Origin of the sequence: Methyloceanibacter sp., assembly GCF_041573655.1 — a bacterium.
Classification (GTDB): Bacteria; Pseudomonadota; Alphaproteobacteria; order Rhizobiales; family Methyloligellaceae; genus Methyloceanibacter.
On sequence record NZ_JBFFQD010000003.1, the window covers coordinates 24,739 to 44,879 of the forward strand.

Consider the following 20,141-nt stretch of genomic DNA (forward strand, 5'->3'; position numbering starts at 1 on the left):
GGCTTACTGCCCCAAGCGCTCGAGTAGGGCAGGGACATGCACCTGATCGGCTTTGTAGTTGCCCGTGAGCGCGTACATCACGAGGTTCACGCCGGCACGGAACGCCATCTCCCGCTGCACTTCGCCGCCGGGTACGACCGGGAACATTGGCCGGTTCGCTTCGTCGAGTGCCCAAGCGGACGCGAGGTCGTTCGATGTGATGACGAGTGAGCTGACGCCATCGGTACGGCGGGAGCGTTCACTGCGCTCAGCCTCGCCGGCCGGCGCGGCCTCGACCCAAAGCGAGCCGCCGTCCCAGCGGCCGGGGAAGCTATGCATCAGATAGAACGACTTGGTGAGAACGTGGTTCTCCGGCACGGGCTCCAGCGGCGGAATGTCGAGCTGGCCGATGAGCCGGTTGAGCGCCTTGCCCTGCACGCCGCCATAGGACACCCGCTCTTGGTCGCGCGTGTCGAAGATGATCATGCCGCCCTGTTTCATGTAGGCGTCGATCTTTGCCAGGGTCTTATCCGACATCGGCTCGGCGTCTTCGCGCACGGGCCAATACAGCACCGGGAAGAAAGAGAGTTCGTCCTTGTCGATGTCGACACCCATCGGAGCGCCAGGTTCAAGCGCGGTGCGGGCCTGAAGCACCTTGCTCAAACCCCCAAGGCCCTCTTGGCTGGTGCGGTCGATGTCGGCGTCGCCCGTCATCACGTAGGCGAGACGCGTTTTGAGGGAGGCTCTCAGGGCGAAGTCGTCGTCCGCGTTGCCCGTCGACTCCGCACTTTTGATTTCGGCAGCAAAGCTCGGTGCGGTGAACGCAAGCGGTACGAGCGCGAATGCGAGGATAATAGCGGCTGCGACGGCGCCACGGCGACGGAACTTGAAGCCCGTGCTCAGAGCAAGGACGGCGAGAATGTCAATGGCGAACAGCGCAAGCGCGGCGATATAGAGCCAAGGTTCAAGTGCGAAGGGCTTCTTCAGGGTGTAGCCGCTCACGGTACTTGCGCCTTCCACACTCGTCAGGGGTGTCAGCGCGGTCTTGGCATTCACGACGTTCAGCGCATGGGCGGCGCTTGACGGGCCGTAATATCCGGGCGGGTGCTCAGCGCTTGGTGTGGTCTTGTCGAAGGCGTCCGGCGAGATGGGCGCCGCGCGCAAAGGCGGCGGGACCAGTTGACCGAAGCCGTCCAGGGTTTGGATGGGCGCGAACGCGGTGGTCGCGGCCGGCGTGGGCGTGCCTGCCTCGACGGATGCGGCTTCGTCGCCTGTCGCCGCACCCACCTGACTTGGACCAAGCGCGACGGCGCGGCGGAGCATCTCCACGAAGAGGCCTGAGAGCGGCAGGTTGGACCAATCGGAATTGGCGGTCACATGGAACAGAACGATCCAGCCCTCATCGCGCTTGGCCGCCGTCACCAAAGGTGTGCCGTCGGCGAGCGCGGCCCACACTTCGGCGTCCATGGCGACGGTCGGGTCGGCGAGCACTTGGCGGTTGACGCGCACGTCGTCGGCAATCTCGAGACCCTTGAACGGACTCTTGTCCTCGAACGGCGCGAGCGGTTGCGGCGTGCTCCAGGAGAGCGAGCCGCCCAATGACCGGCCGCCGCGGCGCAGCGCCACGGGCAGGAGTTCGTCGCCACCCTGTTCGAGCCTAGGCCCTGCGAACCGGATCAGGACGCCGCCGTCCTTGAGCCAAGCTTCGAGTTCTTCTTGGGTGCCGGCGACGAGCTTGCCGATATCGGCCAGAACAATGGTGGAGACCCGCTGCTTGTCGATGAGATCGTGCACGGCGGTCGCCACGTTCGTCTCATTCGGGCGGACAACGTCGGCGTAGGGCGAAAGCGCGCGCTCGACATAATAGAGCGGCGACAGGAGCGGCTGCGCCTCCTCGCGGGATTCGCCGGAAACAATGCCGACGCGATGCCATTGCGAGCGGGCGTCAAGCAAGTGGACCGCACCAGCGGAGCGCTCGCCTTTGATCTGAATGCGCGCGACTTGGTTGCGGATTTCCAGCGGCAGCTCGAATTCCGCCTGGGCTTCGCGCTCGCCCTCTTTGATCTTGAAAGGTGCCTCACCGAGGGGCTCGTCACGTCCGGTAAGCGCGCTCACCGTGCCGGTGCGCGGGCCGTCGGCACCGCTCAGCACACGCCCGGCCAGCACGCCGCCTTCACCGGAGGCACGGCCGACCGCGAGCGGCGTTTCGCTGCCATCCGGCTTGAGCACCGAGAGGCTGCCGCCGTCGCCGGCAAGCTTGGCCAAGCGGCCTGCAAAGTCTTCGCTCTTGCCGTAATCGAGTCCGTCGGAGAGCCAGAGGACGCTGTAGCCGCTCGCAGGTTTAATATCCTTCTCCAATATTTCGGCAAGGCCCATGCGGTCGGGCGCGTATGGCTCGGGGATCAGCCCAGCAATACGCTCGCGCAACTCATCGGCCGGGAGCGGTTCGCCGAGCGGCTGTGCCGTGGCCGTCGGCGCTAGGATGACCATGCGTCCGTCGCGGCCGGCACGATCGATGGCGGCAGCTATCGCCTCGCGGCGTCCGCCCCAATGGGCGGCGGACGCCCAGCCATTGTCCACCACGAGAAGCAGCGGGCCTTCGCCGGCGAAGGTTTCGCGGTCGGGATTGAGCACGGGCCGCGCCAGCGCGAGGATCAGAAGTGCGGCGAGCAGCATGCGCAGCAGGGTCAGCCACCAGGGGCTGCGGGCCGGCGTCTCCTCGGTTGGCTTCAAGTCCTTCAAGAGGCGCGTGGGGGGAAACACCACGACCTTCGGACTGGGCGGCGTGAAGCGCAGCAGCCACCAAATGGCGGGCAGTGCCGCGAGCGCCACCAGCAGCCAAGGCTGAAGGAAGCCTATGGATCCCAGCGTCATCATGCGGCGCCCGCCTCAGTGTGTCCCGTCTTGCCGCCAGCCGCGCGAAAGCGGTAGTCGCGGTCGAGCCCTGCAAGATGGTTATGGACGGCGAGTACGACCTCTTCCGGCGGCCGGTCTGTGTGATGCACGACGAATGACCAGCCGAGGCGGCGCGCCGCTTCTTGAAGATCGATGCGGTGGCGTTTCATCCGTTTGAGGTAGCTGTCGCGCAAATTCTCCGCGCGTCCGGCGATCAGCCGGTCACCGCCTTCGCTCGCGGCGAACTCGGTGCGGCCAGCGTAAGGCAGTGTCTCCTCGGCCGGATCGAGAATCTGAACGAGATGCCCTCGCACGCCCAGGCTGGCGATTGCTTGAAGCTTGGCCACCGTCTCGTCCACCGGCTCAAGGAAGTCGGAGAACAGGAGGCATTCGGAAAAGCGGCTGAGCCGGGCATCGGGCGGGAGGCTTCCTTCCGCCGTTTCGTTCAACAGAACTTCGGCGACCTTCCGGCTTGTGTTGCGGCCTGCGAAGGGCCGGCCGCCGAACAGTCCCACGCGCTCGCCGGCGCGCGACAGAAGCTCGGTGAGCGCAAGTGTAAGCACGACGGCGCGGCTTTCCTTGGACGTGTTCGACAAGGACGACTGAAACCGCATGGAGGGCGACAGGTCGGTCCAAAGCCAGACCGTGTGCGCCGCTTCCCATTCCCGCTCGCGTACGAACAGATGGTCGGAGCTCGCTGACCGCCGCCAATCGATGCCCGCGACCGAGTCATTCGTGTCGAAGTGACGGAACTGCCAAAACGTTTCGCCGGGGCCCGGACGCCGTCGACCGTGGGTGCCGTGCGTCACTGTGTGCGCGACGCGTTGCGCCTCGATGAGAAGCGCAGGCATGCGCGCCGCCAACCCATGGGCCTCGGCTTCCTCCGCCAGAAACGGCTGAAGTGATGTCGCTTTCGCGTTTGCCAAGGGTTGGCTACCTCAGCGGCTCAATGAGCCTTGTCATCATGTCGCTCATATCGACGCCTTCGGCGCGCGCGGCGAAGGTGAGCGCCATACGGTGTTTCAAGACAGGCTCGGCCAAATCAACGACGTCATCGACGGACGGCGCAAGCCGGCCCTCCATCATCGCTTTGGCGCGAACGGCCAGCATCAGCGCTTGGCTGGCGCGCGGCCCGGGACCCCAGGCAATCATCTCGTCCATCGTATCGTCGACCCCGGTGCCGGGACGGGCGGAGCGGACGAGCTGCAAGATCGCGTCCACCACCTGATCGCCGACGGGCAGCTGGCGCACGAGCCGTTGAGCCAGCATCAGCTCATCGGCGGAGAGGATCGTCTTCAACTCGCGCTCCTCGACGCCAGTGGTGGCGAACAACATGCGCCGCTCGGCGTCTGCATCCGGATAGGACATGTCGATTTGCAGCAAGAAGCGGTCGAGCTGCGCCTCGGGCAGGGGATAGGTGCCTTCCTGCTCCAGCGGGTTCTGGGTGGCGAGCACATGGAAAGGCCGCGGCACGTCGTGGCGGACGCCCGCCGTGGTGACATGGTTCTCCTGCATGGCTTGAAGCAGGGCCGACTGGGTCTTGGGGCTGGCGCGGTTGATCTCGTCGGCCATCAAGAGCTGGGTGAAGATGGGCCCCTTGACGAAGCGGAAGCTGCGTCGGCCGCCGGCCTCTTCCTCCAGCACCTCGGAGCCGATGATATCGGACGGCATAAGGTCCGGCGTGAACTGAATGCGCTTGTTGTCGAGGCCGAGCACGGCCCCCAGCGTTTCCACGAGGCTCGTCTTGGCGACGCCCGGCACGCCGATCAGCAGGGCGTGACCGCCCGACAGCAGCGTGATCAGAGCGAGGTCGATGACGCGCTCCTGACCGAAGATGACCGTCCCGGTCGTCTCCCTTACGTCCTGAATCTTCGCGCCAATTTCGTCCAGGCGGTCGACCAGTTGTGTATCGGATTCAAGTGTCGTCATGGCTCCAGTTTCGCTCGATCCTGATGATGGGAAAATATAGGGCCAAAGGCCTGGAAAAGCGGAACACTTTGATCGGTAATTGGGTCACAATACCGTTTGCTGCAGCGGCGCTTCGGAAGAGAAAGACGATGGCCTACAGGCGAATATGGTGATGCCCGACCAAGTTGAAAGAGAAAGACTCGTAACATCTGCCCAAGACGGCGGCAAACCACGCAAGCCATTATTGCCAAACCTTAATATTTGCGGGGATATCGGCCTGAGAATAGCCCGCGACGGGACTTGGTATTACCAGGGGAGCCCCATCGGCCGGAAGCCGCTGGTCAAGTTATTCGCCTCCGTGTTGCGCTGCGAAGAGGATGGCTTCTATCTCGTGACGCCCGTGGAGAAGGTGCCCATCGCGGTCGAGGGCGAGCCCTTTATTGCGGTTGAGATGACGGCCGCGGGAGAGGGGCCCAGCCAGCGTCTCTCCTTCCGGACCAATGTGGACGACGAGGCGACCGCGGGGCCGGGGCACGAAATCGGCTTTCGGCCCGAGCCCGGCGGCGGCCATGCGCCCTATGTCGTGGTGCGGGAGGGTTTGCGGGCGCAGCTGGCGCGTCCCGTCTACTATGAGCTCACGGAGCTCGCGGTGGAGACGGAGCAGGGCACGGGCGTGTGGAGCGGCGGTGCCTTCTTTGCCTTCCCTATGGACGGGGACTGAAGCCCACTCGCATTGCGCGGCGTGCAAAGCTAAGGTTCCCGACAATCGAAACGCCAGGAGACCATCCAGCCGATGTTGCGCATCGCCCTCATCGAACTTCTGATTTTTGCAGTGCCCTTCCTGCTCTACGCGGTCTACGTGATCTGGGTCAAAGGCGCGCCGCCGTCGGCCGTGTGGCAGGGCGCACCGCTCCTGTGGCTGTTCGCGGCGGCCGTCGGGTTGCTGCTCGTCGCGATGTTGGTGCTGGTGCAGTTCTCCGGCGGCGACCGTGAGGGCACCTATCACCCGCCGGTCCTCGAAGATGGCGTGATCAGGCCCGGCAGTGTCGACTGACCTTTAGAGGCTTCATGGCCGAGCCCTCTTCTTCCCGCGCCGTGGCGCCGCCTTCGCTGAAGGATGCTGCATGGCTCCAGCGGCCGGAGACGCGTTGCGTGTTCGCGGCGCTCACGGGCGACGGTATCGAAACGCGCGCGGTGGGCGGCGCGGTGCGCAACACACTCTTGGGGCGTGACGTCTCGGAAGTCGACCTCGCCACCACGGCGCTGCCGAAAACGGTCATGACGATGGCGCGCAAGGCCGGTCTCAAAGCTGTGCCCACCGGGATCGCGCATGGCACGGTGACGGTTGTGGTGGACGGCGAGTCCTTCGAGGTCACGACGCTGCGGCGCGACGTGGAAACTTTTGGCCGCCATGCCACGATCGCCTTCACGGAGGACTGGACCGAAGATGCGCAGCGGCGCGACTTCACGCTGAACGCGCTCTATGCCGATGCCGACGGAACGCTCTACGATCCGCTTGGCGGCTATGACGATTTGATTACGGGGCGCGTGCGTTTCATTGGCGAGGCGGACGAACGCATCAAAGAAGACTACTTACGAATCCTGCGCTACTTCCGCTTCAATGCCTATTACGGCAAGGATGGGCTTGACCCGGCTGGACTTGCCGCGTGCGTGCGCCAGCATGCTGGACTTGCCAAGCTGTCCGCAGAGCGCGTGGCGGGCGAGTTGCGGCGTATTCTGATCGCGCCTCGGGCTTTTGCTGCGGTAAAGGCCTTGTTCGATTATGGCCTGTTGAGCGGGGTCTTGAGCGCAGCGCCGCGGCTTGACCGTCTATCGCGGTTGATCGCGATTGAAGAGGGTTTGTCGCGCGCGCCCGATCCAGCGCTTAGACTTGCCGCGCTTTCGGTGTTCGTGCGCGAAGATGCGCCACGGCTCGCCGCGCGCTTTAAACTATCCAATGCGGAGCAGGCCGTGCTGGCGCTCGGCGCCGACGACGGGCTCGATGGTGAGCTGCCGGACGAAGATACCGCCAAGCGGCTGCTCTACCGGCTCGGGCCCGACCGATTTGCCTTGCAGGTTTTGCTTGCTTGGGCCGGCAGCGATGCGGCGCCTGACGATTCAGATTGGCGCGAAGCATTGACCTTGCCGGCGCGGTGGGAGGCGCCGGTCTTTCCTTTGCGCGGGCCGGACGTCACCGCGCTCGGCAACCTCAAGGGACCGGAGATCGGTGCGCTCTTGCGCGCGGTCGAACAAGCTTGGATCGACGGCGGCTTTGCCGAGACCCGCGAGAAGCTTCTCGAACGGGCGAAGGCGCATATGGCAAAGGCGAGCGCGTCCTAATTCAACCGCTCGATCGCCTCATCGCCGCGTTGGTGCGCACATAACAAAAGAGCCGCGCCCGAAGGCGCGGCTCAATACTCTGGGGGTACTTTTACGCAGGGACGCAACTTACGCGACGCAACCTACGCTTACAGACGCTTACGCAACTGAACGCGGCAAGACTAAAAGCCCATACCGCCCATACCGCCCATGTCACCGCTAGGCATAGCGGGCGCGGCCGCACCACCCTTCTTCGGCAGCTCGGCGACCATGGCCTCGGTGGTGATGAGGAGACCTGCGACGGACGCCGCATCCTGAAGCGCGGTGCGCACGACCTTGGTGGGGTCGATCACGCCCTCTTTCACGAGGTTGCCGTACTGGCCTGTCGTGGCGTTGTAGCCGTAACTGTACTGATCCTTGTCAAGGATCTTGCCCACGACCACGGCGCCGTCTTCGCCCGCGTTCTCCGCGATCTGACGCAAAGGTGCCTGGAGCGCGCGGCGCACGATGTTGACGCCGACCTTCTGGTCGTCATTGGCGCCCTTGACGCCATCGAGCACTTCGATCGCGCGCAACAGCGCTACGCCGCCGCCGGGCACGATGCCTTCCTCGACCGCCGCGCGGGTCGCGTTCAACGCATCGTCGACGCGATCCTTCTTCTCCTTCACCTCGATCTCGGTGGCACCACCGACCTTGATCACGGCAACGCCGCCGGCGAGCTTCGCCAGCCGTTCTTGTAGTTTCTCGCGGTCGTAGTCGGAGGTGGTCTCTTCGATTTGCGCGCGGATCTGCGCCACGCGCGCCTCGATGTCTTTCTTTTTGCCGGCGCCGTCGACGATCGTGGTGTCATCTTTGGTGATGACGATCTTCTTGGCGCTGCCGAGCATGTCGAGGGTGACGTTGTCCAGCTTGATGCCGAGATCCTCGGAGATGACCTGGCCGCCGGTCAGGACGGCGATGTCCTGGAGCATGGCCTTGCGGCGATCGCCGAAGCCCGGGGCCTTGACGGCCGCGACCTTCAAGCCGCCGCGCAACTTGTTGACCACGAGCGTGGCCAGCGCTTCGCCTTCCACGTCCTCGGCGATGATTAGGAGCGGACGGCCCGACTGCACCACCGCCTCGAGCAGCGGCAGCATGGACTGGAGGTTGGAGAGTTTCGCCTCGTTGATGAGAATGTAGGGGTTCTCGAGCTCGACGCGCATCTTGTCGGCGTCGGTAATGAAGTAAGGCGAGATGTAGCCGCGGTCGAACTGCATGCCTTCGACCACTTCGAGTTCGGTCTGAAGGCTCTTTGCTTCCTCGACGGTGATGACGCCGTCATTGCCGACCTTCTGCATCGCGTCGGAAATGAAGCGTCCGATCTCCTCATCGCCATTGGAGGAGATGGTGCCGACCTGCGCGATCTCTTCGTTGGACGTAACTTTCTTGGACTTGTCCTCAAGGGCTTCAATCACCGCGGTGACCGCGAGATCGACGCCGCGCTTCAGGTCCATCGGGTTAGAGCCAGCGGCAACGGACTTGGCGCCTTCCTTGACGATGGCCTGTGCCAGCACGGTGGCGGTGGTGGTGCCGTCGCCCGCCTCGTCGGCGGTTTTGGAGGCAACCTCGCGCAGCATTTGTGCGCCCATGTTCTCGAACTTGTCCTCAAGCTCGATGTCCTTGGCGACCGTCACACCGTCTTTAGTAATGCGCGGCGCGCCGAAGGCTTTCTCGAGGACGACATTGCGGCCTTTGGGGCCGAGCGTGACCTTGACCGCGTTGGCCAGGACATCGACGCCTTTGAGCATCTGCTCACGGGCATCTTGGGAAAACTTCACATCTTTTGCAGCCATTACGTTCTACTCCTCATCGGCTCGCGTCGCGGCCCCGGATTGGCGGCAGCGCGCGCGCGTGGCGGAAAAATGTTCGTGGGTTACGCAGCCTTCTTTTTGGCGGCTGCTTGTTCCAACACGCCGAGAATGTCGCTCTCCTTCATGATGAGCAGCTCCTCGCCGTCGATCGTAACTTCGGTACCGGACCACTTGCCGAACAGCACGCGATCGCCTGGCTTCACATCCAGAGGCTGAACCTGCCCCTTCTCATCGGTCGCGCCGGGACCGGCAGCGACGACTTCGCCCTGCTGCGGTTTCTCCTTCGCGGTCTCGGGGATGATGATGCCGCCACGGGTCCGTTCGTCCTCATCGAACCGACGCACCACGACGCGATCATGCAATGGACGAAACTTCATGTTGCGAACTCCTCCAAGCAGGTTGTCATGAAATGAGCGCAAGACCCGGAACAGGCGCGCGCTCAGCTAGTATGTAAATTCAGGCCTTGGCACTTTCAAGGGGAGAGTGCCAGAAAATCAGCACTCGGCGCACTGTGCTGCCAAGATGCTGATATCGCTTGGAAAATACCCTGGACGCAAGGCCGCCCCGGTCCTAGCATCAATAAAGCCAAAACAGGTGGGTCAAGAGGGGACGGGGGACCGATGGACCAGGCATTCGTGCGCCAGATCGCTGGGTATTCGCTGACCACCGCCGAGATCTTGTACCGGCTTCCCGACCATCGGGAGCTGCTGCAGAGCTATGTTTGGCAGGACTACGATCTGGCGCCGCGCTTTCCCAAGCTGAAGGACTTCTTGGGCTTTTGGGACGCCAATCTGGAGGGGCCGCTCTATCGGGTGCGGGTGGCGCACCGGGCGCTCGTATCGCCGGCCGAGTTCAGTTTCTTGGACGGCGAGCTTCAGATCCACTGAGTTCAGGCGCACTCGCCTTCATCGCGTCGCCATGGCAAGCTCCTAGCCTTCTTTAGGGTTCGGGAGGCGCAAGCCATGTGGCGATTTGTGAAAGGGTTTCTGTCTGGCGCTCTGATCGGCGCGATCGTGGGCTTTGCGCTCGGCATTTTTGCCTTCCCGTATATGTTCCCGCCGCCTGAGGCACAGGAAAGCCTAAGCCGCGAGGAGACCGGCGCTCAGGTAGCCAAGGGCACCTTCATCCACGCCAATCCGAACGATCCCGTCCATTACGGCAAAGGCGCGGTGAGCGTATTCCCGCGCACCGTGTTCCTCGGCGAGGACTTCGAGGTGGGCCCGGGGCCTGACTTCCATGTCTATCTGGTGCCAAAGGCGGAGATCCGCGACTCGAGCGAAGTGAAGAACACGATGTTCGTGGATCTTGGGCGCTTGCGCGCGTTCAAGGGCAGCCAGAACTATGCGATCCCTGCAGGCGTCGATCTCAAGAACTTCCCGAGCGTGGTGATCTGGTGCCAGCAATTCGGCGTTCTGATCTCGCCTGCCGATCTCACCTTCGAGTAGCCGGCAATTCGGCGTGCGCTGCGAACCGCTCAATCTAGAGCTGCAATGAACACAACTTTCGTGTAAAGCGTTTTGCCGACTTCGGTCCGAGCGGTCGTAAAGGGAGGTCAAAGGGAATGGCAACGTTATACGATATCCTCGCACAGGCGCAGAACGGCGAAGCGATGCGCCGGATTGGCCGTGAGTACTCACTAAACCAGGAGCAAACCCAAGCGGCGGTCGCCTCGCTCCTACCCGCAATTTCCCTCGGCCTGAAACGGTCCACCGATACGCCCGAAGGCCTGGGCGAGCTGTTGAGCCTGATGGGACGGCAGCCGGGCCTCTACGAAATGTTCGACGATCCGGATGCCCCTTTCTCGCGTGAAGGCCAGTTGGCAGGCGAAGTTGCTGTTGCGAACATGTTCGGGTCGCCCGAGGCCCCGCGTGCGATCGCGGACCGGGCCCAGCAAGCGTCTGGGATCGCCTCGGGCATTTTGGAGAAGCTGCTTTCCGCGCTCGCCGGCATTCTCCTCTCCGGCTTGATGCGAAGCGGGTCGGGTCAGGCCTCCCCTCAACAAGCGCCGCAAGCGCCTCAGGCTCCTCAAGCACCTGCGCCCCAGGGCGGCGGTGGTGTGCTGTTCGACATCCTGCGGCAGATATTCCAACAGGGCGGCTCGGGGCCGGCATCGGCGGACTACACTGGACCGGGTTCGAGCCCTGTTCCTCCCATGGGAGACATCATTGACGCGCAACGCCGGAAGGCGGGACTTCCGCCGCAGCCGGAAAGCAAAGCGCCCACGCCAACATTTCCTGTGCCGACGCCACCGCCAAGCCCTGTCGATACGGGCGGCGGTCAGGCAGGACCAGCGGGACCCGCAGGTCCTGGAGGCGATTTGCTCAGCCAGATCTTGCGCGACCTGGAGCAGGCCGTGCGCGATGGCCGTTTGAAGCCCGTGGTCATCGGTCCCTATGAGGTCGACATTCCGGGAGGCGCTAGTGCGCCCGGTCAAGGTGGCCAAGGTGGTCAAGGCCAAACTCAGTCGCCGGGCGGCGATATTCTTGGGAAGATCCTGCGCGAGGCTCTCGGCCGTGCGTTGGGTCAAGGTTCGGCGAAGCCCGCGGCGCTGACGAACGGTGCCGGCGCGGCGGTTTTTGGCGACAGCCTCGAGCCCGGCCGTGACGTCGAGCAAGCCGAAGTCGCAAGCCTTCTGGAGATCTTCGAGCGCTTTGGGGGCGGCGCTCCTCGGCGTTAGTAGTGCGAGGCTGCGTTGACGGTCAGCGGAGGCATTCCGTCAGATGATCGTCTTCGTCCAGACGATCAATTTCTATGCCTTTGAAGTCGCCACGCGATACGACCCCAAGGATTCTCTCGTTCTCCACGACGGGGAGATGGCGAATGCCACGGTCGCTCATCTCGCGGAGGGCGTCGATGGCTCTGGCCGTGGGCGCCACCGTGACCGGGTTTCGCGTCATGGCTTGAGCGAGTGGCGTCGCGTCGGCGCTTCGGCCTTCGGCGAGTATGCGCACGGCGTCGCGGCCGGTAAAGATGCCAATAAGCTGGCCATCTTGATCAATCACGAGGACGGAGCCCTTGCGATACTCCCACATGCACCGGCAGGCTTCTTGGACAGGCGCATGCTCACCGAGCGCCAGCAGCGTCTGATCCTCCAGAATTTCGGCGAGCTGTCTATTCGTCATAGTGTCCTCCAATCTCCACGACCTTGAAATGTTAGCACTTTTGGAGCGCGCCGCCTTGATTTGCGACAAGTGAACGCTGGTCAGCGCTTGCGCGACATGCGCGGGCGCGCCGGCTGAGCTGGGAGCTTGATCTTCGTGGTGGGGGCGAAGGCCGCCATCTCCGCCGAGTGCGGGCCGGTAAACATGCCGGCCGGCGGCTTGCCTCCGGTTTTCAGAAACTCCGCGTGGCTTATGAGCCCTGCGACCTGTCCGGGACGCGCCTTTCGCTCGGCGGTGCGATATCGATCGTAGGCGGTACGGCTCAAGGTCGAGGCGCGTGCCAGCGATGCGTCCTTGTAGAAGCCCTTGGCAATCAGCAGCAGCGTGTAGACCGGGCTAGAGAAGAGATACGCGCTGTCCAGGTCGATGACCTCAGGTGTCGTGTGCCGCCAGACTTTGAGATTTTCTTGGAGGCGGTCCGAGAGGATCATCTCTTCGCGCGCCGTCTTCCAATAGTCGGTGTCGTTGCGGTTGTTCAGGTGATAGTGCGCCTGAATGAAATCACGCACCTCTTCAAACACGCGTTTGACTTGGCGATTATACGCGGCGGCGAGTTCGGGCTCGAAGTCTTGACTTGGCAGGTAATGCTGGAGCCAACGCACGCCGAGATCCGTCATGAAAATGGCGGTTGCTTCCAAGGGCTCGATGAACCCGCCGGAGAGTCCTAAGGCCACACAGTTCTTGACCCAGGCATTGCGAACGCGGCCCGTCCGAATGGGAATGATGCGCGGCTCGTGACCTTTGGCCTGATCGCCATAGAAGGCGAGAAGCTCGTCGATGGCTTGGTCGTCGGAGATGAACTTGCTGGAGAAGATGTACCCGGTGCCGACGCGCGTCGTCAGGGGGATGTTGAACGTCCAACCGGACGAGAAACCCGTCGCGCGTGTCGTCGGGGCGATCACGTTCGGATCCTTGTGCGGAATCTGCACCACGGCGGCGCGGTCGTTCAGCAGGTAGTCGCCGTAAGGCTCGAAGGGCTCACCCAAGGTCTTTTGAAGGATCGCGCCGCGAAAGCCGGTGCAGTCCACAACGAGATCGACTTCATGCTCACCCTGGCGGCGCAAACTCAGCGATTTGACGAAGCCGCGCTCGTCGAGATTGACCTCGTCCACATCGTCGAGGATGTGGTTCACGCCGCGGTCCGTCGCGACGTCGTTCAGAAAGCTGGCAAGCTTCGTGGCGTCGAAATGATACGTGTATCCAACTTCGCCGCTGAAGTCGGGTTCGCCGGGACGACGCGGCGCGAGATTGTCACGTACGATCTCCGCGACGGACGAAAAGTTGCGCACATAAGCAAGGCCTGCGTCGGGCGCATTGCGTGCCGGATCGAAGGTAATGAAATAGTCGGCGAGCGCGCGGCCATCGATGGCGCTGGGGGCATTGAGGACATTCAGAAAGTCGACCGGCTTGCCGTTGTCGTCGTGGTTCCAGTTTATGAAATGCGCCGCGACCTTGAAGGTCGCATCCGTCTTCTCGAAAAATTCGGATTCGGAAATGCCGAGCTGGTTCAGCAACACGACCATGCCAGGCAGGCTGGCTTCGCCGACGCCAACGATCGGAATCGTCGGCGATTCAATCAGCGTGATCTTGAGTTTGTGCTTAGCGCCCTTCGGTGAGCAAAAGCGATTGAGAAAGGTCGCCGCAAGCCAGCCCGCGGTGCCGCCGCCAACAATCGTAATGCTGCGTAATGGCTCGCCCATGTCCCCTCGCAGATGAGCGCAATAAAACCCGTCGGACGATTATCCGCGAGATTAGAGGATGCCGCAATCAAAGGCTGAGCCGGGATGTGCCCGGCCAAGATAGCTTTGCCGAAAGAGGGATCGCTTTACGAGGACGACTGGGTCTGTGCTTCGCGATGCTGCCCAAAGTCATACTCGTAAATATGTGCGTGCTCCTTATCCAGCACCGGCTTCAGGTCCCGAAAAGCGTTGCCGTATTTGTATAACGGGATGCGCGGGAACAGGTGGTGGACCAGGTGGAAGTTCTGGAACATGTAGAGCCAGTTGACGACCGGCTCGATGATCTTGCCGCGCACCCAGAACACGTTGGTGTCGCGATAGCGCTCATGCACCTCATGCGGTTTTGGTAGGCTCAACAACAATGATCGCCAGGGAGGCTCGTCTTCTCGGTTCTACACGGGAAACGTAACCGGATCGGCAAAGGATGCAAGAATCTTGCGCGGACCGTCGACGTTCATGCGGCCATGCCCCGTCAGGATGTTGTCCAGCACGAGAACATCGCCCTTTTTCCATCGGAACAGAACTGAGTGCTCCCATGTGGCACGGCGGATTTCGGACATCTCATCTGGGGGAATGGGCGTTCCGTCGCCGTAAAGAATTTGGACCGGCATAACGTCGAGGGCGTAAAGCAACCTAAGGCCCATTTTTAGAAAGGCGTTATGCAGCCTGTTCTGGCGTGGTCTGACTTCGTCGAGATCCTGAAGGATACTCGTTTGGTGAAAGGCCTGAAGGTTGAGGCACTGTTCATTGGTCTCAGGATGGAGGGGCAGCGGATCGACCACGTTTTCGGTGTGTAGGATGCGTCCGTCCGGATGCCACTTGCAGACCATGCCCTGCGCGCTCACCTTAGCCTCAATCTCATCGCGGTCGGAGGTTCCGAAAGCCTCGTCCCAGTCCCGGTTGATGATCGGCGCCCAGCCCGGGCGTTTTTTGGGAAACCGTCGCCGGTAACAGACCTTCTTTTCTTTCAGCTTGGCCCGAACGTTGGGGTCGAGGGTTCTGGCCGCCGCGCGTGAGTCGAAAAGCGGCGTTTCGCCATAGCGTATGGGTTCGACGAAGCAGAAGAATGAAATCATAAGGGGTCGTTCGTTTAAGAAGCTGTTCTCGTTGTGGGCGAGGATTGGGTAGGCGTCGGGGGTGTCGGTTGAGGTGTATACGCTTTCGGCCACCTTACTTCGGGGGCTGGTGTCGAACGGATTTTCCGCCTCGGGTTGATAGCCGAGTGCCCCAAGGACGTCCGCAAAGTCGGCCGGGTCATTCACCTCAAACCCGCGCAGGAGAAAGCCGCCGCGCTTCGACATTTCATCTCGAAGTGTTGCGCGTTCGGCGGTCACAAAGGCGCGGAGATCCGCCAGAGAGTGCGGCCCGTCTGATTCCACGACGCGCGGGAGACCTACGCATTTGGTTGGGCGGGTCAATTCTGAGGGGCCGAGATTTCGCCAAGTAACCATTCTTATTCGGTAGACAAAATGGATGGCCGTGTCCAGGTGAGGGGCGCACGAACGGTTGATTCGGCCATGCGGCGACTCGTCTCTCCCTGGGGAAATCCGGCTAGGGTTATGTCTGGTTCGAGATCATGCAACTTGCGTCAGTGCTCGATTTCGGCGACACCTTTTTTCCGAGCACGACGGTCAGCCGCGTTGCGCCGAAAAGGGTGGTGCCGGGCAGAGGGCACCACGAGAACGGTGGAAGTGGGACCAGGATCTATCGTGGGCACGCAGTGGCGATGTCAACTTGTCCCATTCGGTGCGGCAAGCGGAGATAGCTGGTTTCCTGAGAAGCCTTAAGTTTGGGAGGCCCTACGGTCTTAGGGAACGTGCACCCACCCCTAATTCTTAGCGAATTTCTAGCGAGGCAATATGTGCGGTTTGGCAGGTGTGATAGACCTTACCGGTCGACGAGAACCCGATCGGGCCATGGTTGCACGCATGGGCGCGGTGCTGTTCCATCGCGGCCCTGACGATTCCGGCACTCTCTTCGCGCCGGGAATCGGGGTCTCTCATCGGCGTCTCAGCATCGTCGGCGTGGAGAACGGTCAGCAGCCCATCTTCAACGAGGACCGCACCATTGCGGTCCTCTGCAACGGCGAGTTGTTCGATTACACGGAGCGAAAGGCTGAGCTACAGGCCCGGGGTCATGTGTTCCGAACAGACAGTGATTGCGAGCTGATCGTGCATCTCTATGAGGAGCACGGCGAGGATCTGTTCGAGCATTTGAAGGGTCAGTTCGCCTTCGTGCTTATCGACTTTACCAAGAGGCTCGTGCTGCTCGCGCGGGATAGGGTCGGCATCTGCCCGCTGTTCTGGTCGCAGCAAGGGAACGCCGTATACTTCGGCTCAGAGATCAAGGCGCTTATAGCCTCCGGCGTGGTCGCTCCAGTGGCGGATGTCAAAGGTCTCGACCATTTGTTCACTTTTTTTGCGTTGAGCTCACGCCGTACCATGTTCGAGGGCGTGCAATCGATCTTGCCGGGGCACTATCTTCGCATCGCCTTCCGGAGTGACGGCAAGGCAGCTGAGGTCGCCGAACGGCGTTATTGGGATCTCGATTTTCCCGATTGGGGCGACGAGGACGATCCCGCCGACGAATCTTTCCTGATCGACGAGTTCGAGGCGAAATTCCAAAGGGCGGTTGAGGTCAGGCTCAGGGCGGACGTACCAGTGGCCGGCTATCTCAGCGGCGGCGTCGATTCGGCCTATGTGCTCGCCATGGCCGCGAAGGTGAGCGGCCGGCCTCTTCCGAGCTTCACGGTCAAGGTGCCTGACCCAACGCTCGACGAGGAGGAGAACGCAGCCGAGGCGGCACGCCATATCGGGGGCGCCGCCACGGTCGTGGAAGCCGGACCGGCTTTCATCGCGGACAGATATGCAGAGCTAATTCGCGCGGCTGAGAGCCCGGTGCTCGATACCTCTTGCGCTGCGCTGTTGGCTCTGTCGCAGGAAGTGCATGGTCAAGGCTTCAAGGCGGTGTTGACCGGTGAGGGCGCGGATGAGGGTTTCGCAGGGTATGTCTGGTTCAAGATTAGGGAGATTGGGCGCAAACTCGATTTCGGCGACAGCTTTCGCCCAAGTACGGGAATCAGCAGGGTCGCGCGGAAATGGGCGGCGCCGAATTTGGGCTTTGGCGATTTCGCTCGTATCGATAGCCTCATCGCTGGGCCTCACGCCCAGTCGGTGATGTACAATCTCGTGGCGACGTCGCGTGACCTGTATTACAGCCAAGACCTCAAAGAGAGGCTTGGTTCGTTCGTCGCATATCAGGACTTAGAGCTGGACCTCGACCGCTTACGCCGTTGGCACCCGCTGAACCGCTCGCTGTATCTCGGCTACAAGTTGCACCTCCCCGGCCTTCTGCTGAGCCAAAAGGGTGACCGCGTCGCAATGGCAAACAGCGTCGAGACGCGCTACCCATTCCTCGACGAGGAGGTGATCTCCTTCGCCGCGCGCATCCATCCACGCTTCAAGCTCCGGCGTGGGCTCAAGGACAAATATTTGTTGCGGCAGGCGGCTATGCGTCTGCTGCCCGAGGCGGTGGCGCAGCGGCGGAAAGCCATGTTCAGGGCGCCGCTGGCCGAGACATTCCTATCGAGCCCACCTAGTTTCGTGCGCGATCTGGTTAGCCGAGAGTCCTTGGCACGGGCAGGCTATTTCGACGTGGAACGCGTGCGGCGAGACTGCGAGCTGCTGGCGAGGGGCGAAGGCGGCAAGCTAGGCACCTTCGCGAGCTTGGGTTTGGGCGGCGTGGTGGCTACTCAGCTCTGGCATCATTTGTATCTCGGCGGTGGCCTTTGCGATCTGCCATGCTCAGCCGATCACAGGGATCTTGCGGGACAGTCCAAGTTCGAATTGTCCAGCGCGCGCAGCTAGGCCCCCCTTGCACCCGAAAACCACCCGGCAAAAAAGGACCCGCCGGTGTTTCCACCGGCGGGTCTTGATGTCAGGTGTGGCCGACGGCCTTTTTCAGTTACCGGCAGAAATGCTCGTAGCCGTCGTAACCGATAAACGTGCCCGTGTTCGGGTTGAAGCTCCGGTAGCGCGAGTAGCAGTATGAGTACCAATCCGGCGTCCAGGCCGGCGGTCCGTAGCGGGCGCGCGTATAGGCCGGTGCCGGAGGCGCCACATAGACTTCGCGGGGAGCAAGCGCGCTGCCGACAATGGCGCCCACGCCGAGGCCGAGAAGGCCTGCGCCGAGCGCGCTAATGCCGTCCCGGCGCTTGTAGTAGTGGTTGTGCTGGACGTAGCGGCCACCACCGCCGCCCTTCCAGCCTTTGCCATGACCGCGGCCGGCTTCGGCCGGAGCCGCCATCGTCAGGGCCGTGACCCCGACAAGCGCAGCGGCAAGGAGTGCTGTGAGAATTGTCTTGCCCATTGTTTCCATTTCCTTCGTCTCGCAGGTGGAGGGTGCCCCCAGGGATAGGGTGAACCGTAGTTGGCTCCGATTTGAGGCAATCTATGGACGGCAAGATGAACCATGCCTGAACGGCTTAAGTCCCTGCACGCGCGCATAAAAAAACCGCCGGGCGCGAGGCCCGGCGGTTCTTGAAGTCACGTCTTTCGACGCGGTTTAAGCAAGCTGCACGTTGGCTGCCTGCTTGCCGCGGCCGCGACGGTCATCCTCGATCTCGAACGAGACTTTGTCGCCCTCGTTGATCGCCGAAATGCCGGCCCGCTCTAGCGCCGTGGCGTGGACGAAAACGTCCTTGCTGCCGTCCTCCGGCTGAATGAAGCCGAAGCCGCGCGTATGGTTAAAGAACTTCACAGTGCCGTTGACACGAGACATTTAGGGGATCCTTTCCCAGTAAGTTTCAGCATAGCGGGCCACTGACCCCCCTCGCAGAAAGGGAGCCCATGACGTCGTCAGATGTCAGGAAAGGGTCGAGCTTTGCGCCGCGTTAGTCACTTGCCGTCGTCCAAGTTCGCGCTCCGAGAAGCGCCCGGTCTCGTCAGGATGGGGGATGCCGAACCCCATGGCAAGTGGGAATTTTCGGCCTTCTTCCGAATCTAAACGCCAGATGAACGGCCGCCTCAGATTGGGTTCAGCGGCCAAGCCCTAAACCTTGGGACAGGACGCGCGGGAAACGCGCTTCCGATGCCGAAGGAAGGGGAACGGAAATGGGGAAAATCGTTGCAGTTCTGGCGCTTACGGGCCTGGCGGTCTTTGGCGCCCAGCTGGCTTACGATGCGCCGCTGTTCGATGGGCGCCTCGGCACCGCCGTTTCCCTGGAAAGCGCCATCCCGGCCACAGCCACCCCGCCGATGATGTATGCGGGCGTCCGCGGGTAGGGGGGCTTAAGGCCACCTGACCAAAGGCGGCATCGAGGACAGGATCGCCTCGACATTTCCGCCGGTTTTCAGCCCAAAAATTGTGCCCCGGTCGTAGAGGAGGTTGTACTCTACGTAGCGGCCCCGCCGGATCAGCTGCTCTTCGCGGTCGGCCTCGGTCCAAGGTGTCCCGATATTGCGGGCGACGAGCTCCGGATAGATGGCGACGAAGCTTTTGCCCACCTCTTGGGTGAAGGCGAAATCGGCCTCGAAGTCGCCGGTGTCCAGAGAGTCATAGAAAATGCCGCCAATGCCGCGCGGCTCTTTCCGGTGTGCCAGGTAGAAATATTCATCGCACCAGTCCTTGAAGCGCGGGTAGTCGGCGGAGGGCTGGCCCTGGCAGGCCGCCTTCATGGCGGCGTGGAAATCGGCCGAATCTTGGTCTTCCTGGGTGCGCCGGCGGTTCAGAACCGGGGTGAGGTCGCCGCCGCCGCCGAACCAGCCTTTCGAGGTCACCACCATGCGGGTGTTCATATGGCCGGTGGGCGCGTTGGGGTTCACCGGGTGGGCGATGAAGGACATGCCTGAGGCCCAAAAGCGCGGGTCTTCGGCGGCGCCTGGGATCTGTTTGGCGAACTCTTTGGGGAATTCGCCATGGACGGTCGAGGTGTGACAGCCAACCTTCTCGAACACGCGGCCCCCCATCAGCGACATGACCCCGCCGCCGCCTTCCTCGCGTTCCCAAGGCGAGCGGGTGAACCGGCCGGACTCTTTGCCCTCGCAGCCGGGGGCGCCTTCGGCCCCGTCCTCGATAGCCTCGAGCACGGCCAGCATGGAATCGCGTAAGGACTCGAACCAGGCCGTGGCCCGCTCTTTGTTGGCTTCGAAGGTCGAGACCGGCGTCTTGGCGGCGCGTTTTGCGTATTCGTCGGTTTTCATATCCATCGGTATTTTGGCCGAGGCGTGGGATTTCCCGCTCGGACCATCCCTATACGGCTTCGTGCGCGTTCTGGCATGGCCCAAACGAAC

20 protein-coding genes are annotated in these 20,141 nt (G+C 62.4%); 8 read left to right on the forward strand and 12 right to left on the reverse strand.

The features are described 5' to 3' along the window. Positions 1-3: 3 nt before the first annotated feature. The 3 genes from ABY454_RS01295 to ABY454_RS01305 are packed head-to-tail and all read right to left on the reverse strand — an operon-like array spanning position 4 to position 4,803. Positions 4-2,856: a DUF4159 domain-containing protein gene (locus ABY454_RS01295; RefSeq protein WP_372928361.1), complete on the reverse strand. Its 2,853-nt coding sequence runs from the start codon at positions 2,854-2,856 to the stop codon at positions 4-6. Then, positions 2,853-3,800: a DUF58 domain-containing protein gene (locus ABY454_RS01300; protein WP_372928362.1), complete on the reverse strand. Its 948-nt coding sequence runs from the start codon at positions 3,798-3,800 to the stop codon at positions 2,853-2,855. Before ABY454_RS01300 ends, ABY454_RS01295 begins: the two co-directional genes overlap by 4 nt. Before the next feature lie 7 nt (positions 3,801-3,807). Next, positions 3,808-4,803, reverse strand: a complete 996-nt coding sequence (locus tag ABY454_RS01305) for an AAA family ATPase (protein ID WP_372928363.1) — start codon at positions 4,801-4,803, stop codon at positions 3,808-3,810. 223 nt (positions 4,804-5,026) lie between these two features. Between ABY454_RS01305 and ABY454_RS01310 the strand changes: the two genes are divergently transcribed. The 3 genes from ABY454_RS01310 (at position 5,027) to ABY454_RS01320 (ending at position 7,122) form a co-directional block, all read left to right on the forward strand. Continuing rightward, entirely contained in the window at positions 5,027-5,503 is a 477-nt protein-coding gene (locus ABY454_RS01310) for a DUF1285 domain-containing protein (RefSeq protein ID WP_372928364.1), read from the forward strand. 72 nt (positions 5,504-5,575) lie between these two features. Then, positions 5,576-5,836: a DUF6111 family protein gene (locus ABY454_RS01315; protein WP_372928365.1), complete on the forward strand. Its 261-nt coding sequence runs from the start codon at positions 5,576-5,578 to the stop codon at positions 5,834-5,836. Between the two features lie 14 nt (positions 5,837-5,850). Further along, positions 5,851-7,122, forward strand: a complete 1,272-nt coding sequence (locus ABY454_RS01320) for a CCA tRNA nucleotidyltransferase (RefSeq protein WP_372928366.1) — start codon at positions 5,851-5,853, stop codon at positions 7,120-7,122. Positions 7,123-7,283: 161 nt separating this feature from the next. On the opposite strand, the gene groL is transcribed toward ABY454_RS01320, so the two are convergent. Both groL and groES read right to left on the reverse strand, forming a co-directional pair. Beyond that, positions 7,284-8,933, reverse strand: coding sequence for a chaperonin GroEL (gene groL, locus ABY454_RS01325; protein WP_372928367.1), 1,650 nt, complete (start codon positions 8,931-8,933; stop codon positions 7,284-7,286). 80 nt (positions 8,934-9,013) lie between these two features. Continuing rightward, positions 9,014-9,328 (reverse strand): co-chaperone GroES, encoded by a 315-nt coding sequence (gene groES, locus ABY454_RS01330; RefSeq protein WP_372928368.1) that lies wholly within the window; start codon positions 9,326-9,328, stop codon positions 9,014-9,016. Positions 9,329-9,571: 243 nt separating this feature from the next. Between groES and ABY454_RS01335 the strand changes: the two genes are divergently transcribed. The 3 genes from ABY454_RS01335 (at position 9,572) to ABY454_RS01345 (ending at position 11,628) form a co-directional block, all read left to right on the forward strand. Then, positions 9,572-9,838, forward strand: coding sequence for an usg protein (locus tag ABY454_RS01335; protein WP_372928369.1), 267 nt, complete (start codon positions 9,572-9,574; stop codon positions 9,836-9,838). A gap of 75 nt (positions 9,839-9,913) precedes the next feature. Beyond that, positions 9,914-10,396 carry a DM13 domain-containing protein gene (locus tag ABY454_RS01340; RefSeq protein WP_372928370.1) on the forward strand — a complete coding sequence of 161 codons (483 nt, stop codon included), beginning with the start codon at positions 9,914-9,916 and terminating at the stop codon, positions 10,394-10,396. Between the two features lie 116 nt (positions 10,397-10,512). Then, the gene (locus ABY454_RS01345) at positions 10,513-11,628 is read left to right on the forward strand and encodes a DUF937 domain-containing protein (RefSeq protein WP_372928371.1); all 1,116 of its coding nucleotides are present in this window, start codon (positions 10,513-10,515) and stop codon (positions 11,626-11,628) included. Positions 11,629-11,650: 22 nt separating this feature from the next. On the opposite strand, the gene ABY454_RS01350 is transcribed toward ABY454_RS01345, so the two are convergent. The 4 genes from ABY454_RS01350 to ABY454_RS01365 all read right to left on the reverse strand — a co-directional run bounded on the left by ABY454_RS01350 (position 11,651) and on the right by ABY454_RS01365 (position 15,302). Further along, complete coding sequence (locus ABY454_RS01350) at positions 11,651-12,073, reverse strand: cyclic nucleotide-binding/CBS domain-containing protein (protein WP_372928372.1); 423 nt, start codon at positions 12,071-12,073, stop codon at positions 11,651-11,653. 80 nt (positions 12,074-12,153) lie between these two features. After that, entirely contained in the window at positions 12,154-13,812 is a 1,659-nt protein-coding gene (locus ABY454_RS01355) for a tryptophan halogenase family protein (protein WP_372928373.1), read from the reverse strand. A 125-nt stretch (positions 13,813-13,937) separates the two neighbouring features. Beyond that, positions 13,938-14,207, reverse strand: a complete 270-nt coding sequence (locus tag ABY454_RS01360; RefSeq protein ID WP_372928374.1) for a fatty acid desaturase — start codon at positions 14,205-14,207, stop codon at positions 13,938-13,940. A 36-nt stretch (positions 14,208-14,243) separates the two neighbouring features. Beyond that, entirely contained in the window at positions 14,244-15,302 is a 1,059-nt protein-coding gene (locus ABY454_RS01365; protein WP_372928375.1) for a TauD/TfdA family dioxygenase, read from the reverse strand. Positions 15,303-15,710: 408 nt separating this feature from the next. On the opposite strand from ABY454_RS01365, the gene asnB reads away from it, so the two are divergent. Further along, positions 15,711-17,717: an asparagine synthase (glutamine-hydrolyzing) gene (asnB, locus tag ABY454_RS01370; RefSeq protein WP_372928376.1), complete on the forward strand. Its 2,007-nt coding sequence runs from the start codon at positions 15,711-15,713 to the stop codon at positions 17,715-17,717. Positions 17,718-17,814: 97 nt separating this feature from the next. Here asnB and ABY454_RS01375 read toward each other — a convergent pair whose 3' ends face one another. Both ABY454_RS01375 and ABY454_RS01380 read right to left on the reverse strand, forming a co-directional pair. Next, positions 17,815-18,219 (reverse strand): BA14K family protein, encoded by a 405-nt coding sequence (locus tag ABY454_RS01375; RefSeq protein ID WP_372928377.1) that lies wholly within the window; start codon positions 18,217-18,219, stop codon positions 17,815-17,817. A 195-nt stretch (positions 18,220-18,414) separates the two neighbouring features. Further along, positions 18,415-18,630, reverse strand: a complete 216-nt coding sequence (locus tag ABY454_RS01380) for a cold-shock protein (protein WP_372928378.1) — start codon at positions 18,628-18,630, stop codon at positions 18,415-18,417. Between the two features lie 332 nt (positions 18,631-18,962). On the opposite strand from ABY454_RS01380, the gene ABY454_RS01385 reads away from it, so the two are divergent. Next, on the forward strand, positions 18,963-19,133 hold the full coding sequence (locus tag ABY454_RS01385; RefSeq protein ID WP_372928379.1) for a hypothetical protein: 171 nt from the start codon (positions 18,963-18,965) through the stop codon (positions 19,131-19,133). A 6-nt stretch (positions 19,134-19,139) separates the two neighbouring features. Here ABY454_RS01385 and hemF read toward each other — a convergent pair whose 3' ends face one another. Next, positions 19,140-20,057 carry an oxygen-dependent coproporphyrinogen oxidase gene (hemF, locus tag ABY454_RS01390; RefSeq protein WP_372928380.1) on the reverse strand — a complete coding sequence of 306 codons (918 nt, stop codon included), beginning with the start codon at positions 20,055-20,057 and terminating at the stop codon, positions 19,140-19,142. Positions 20,058-20,141 lie beyond the last annotated feature (84 nt).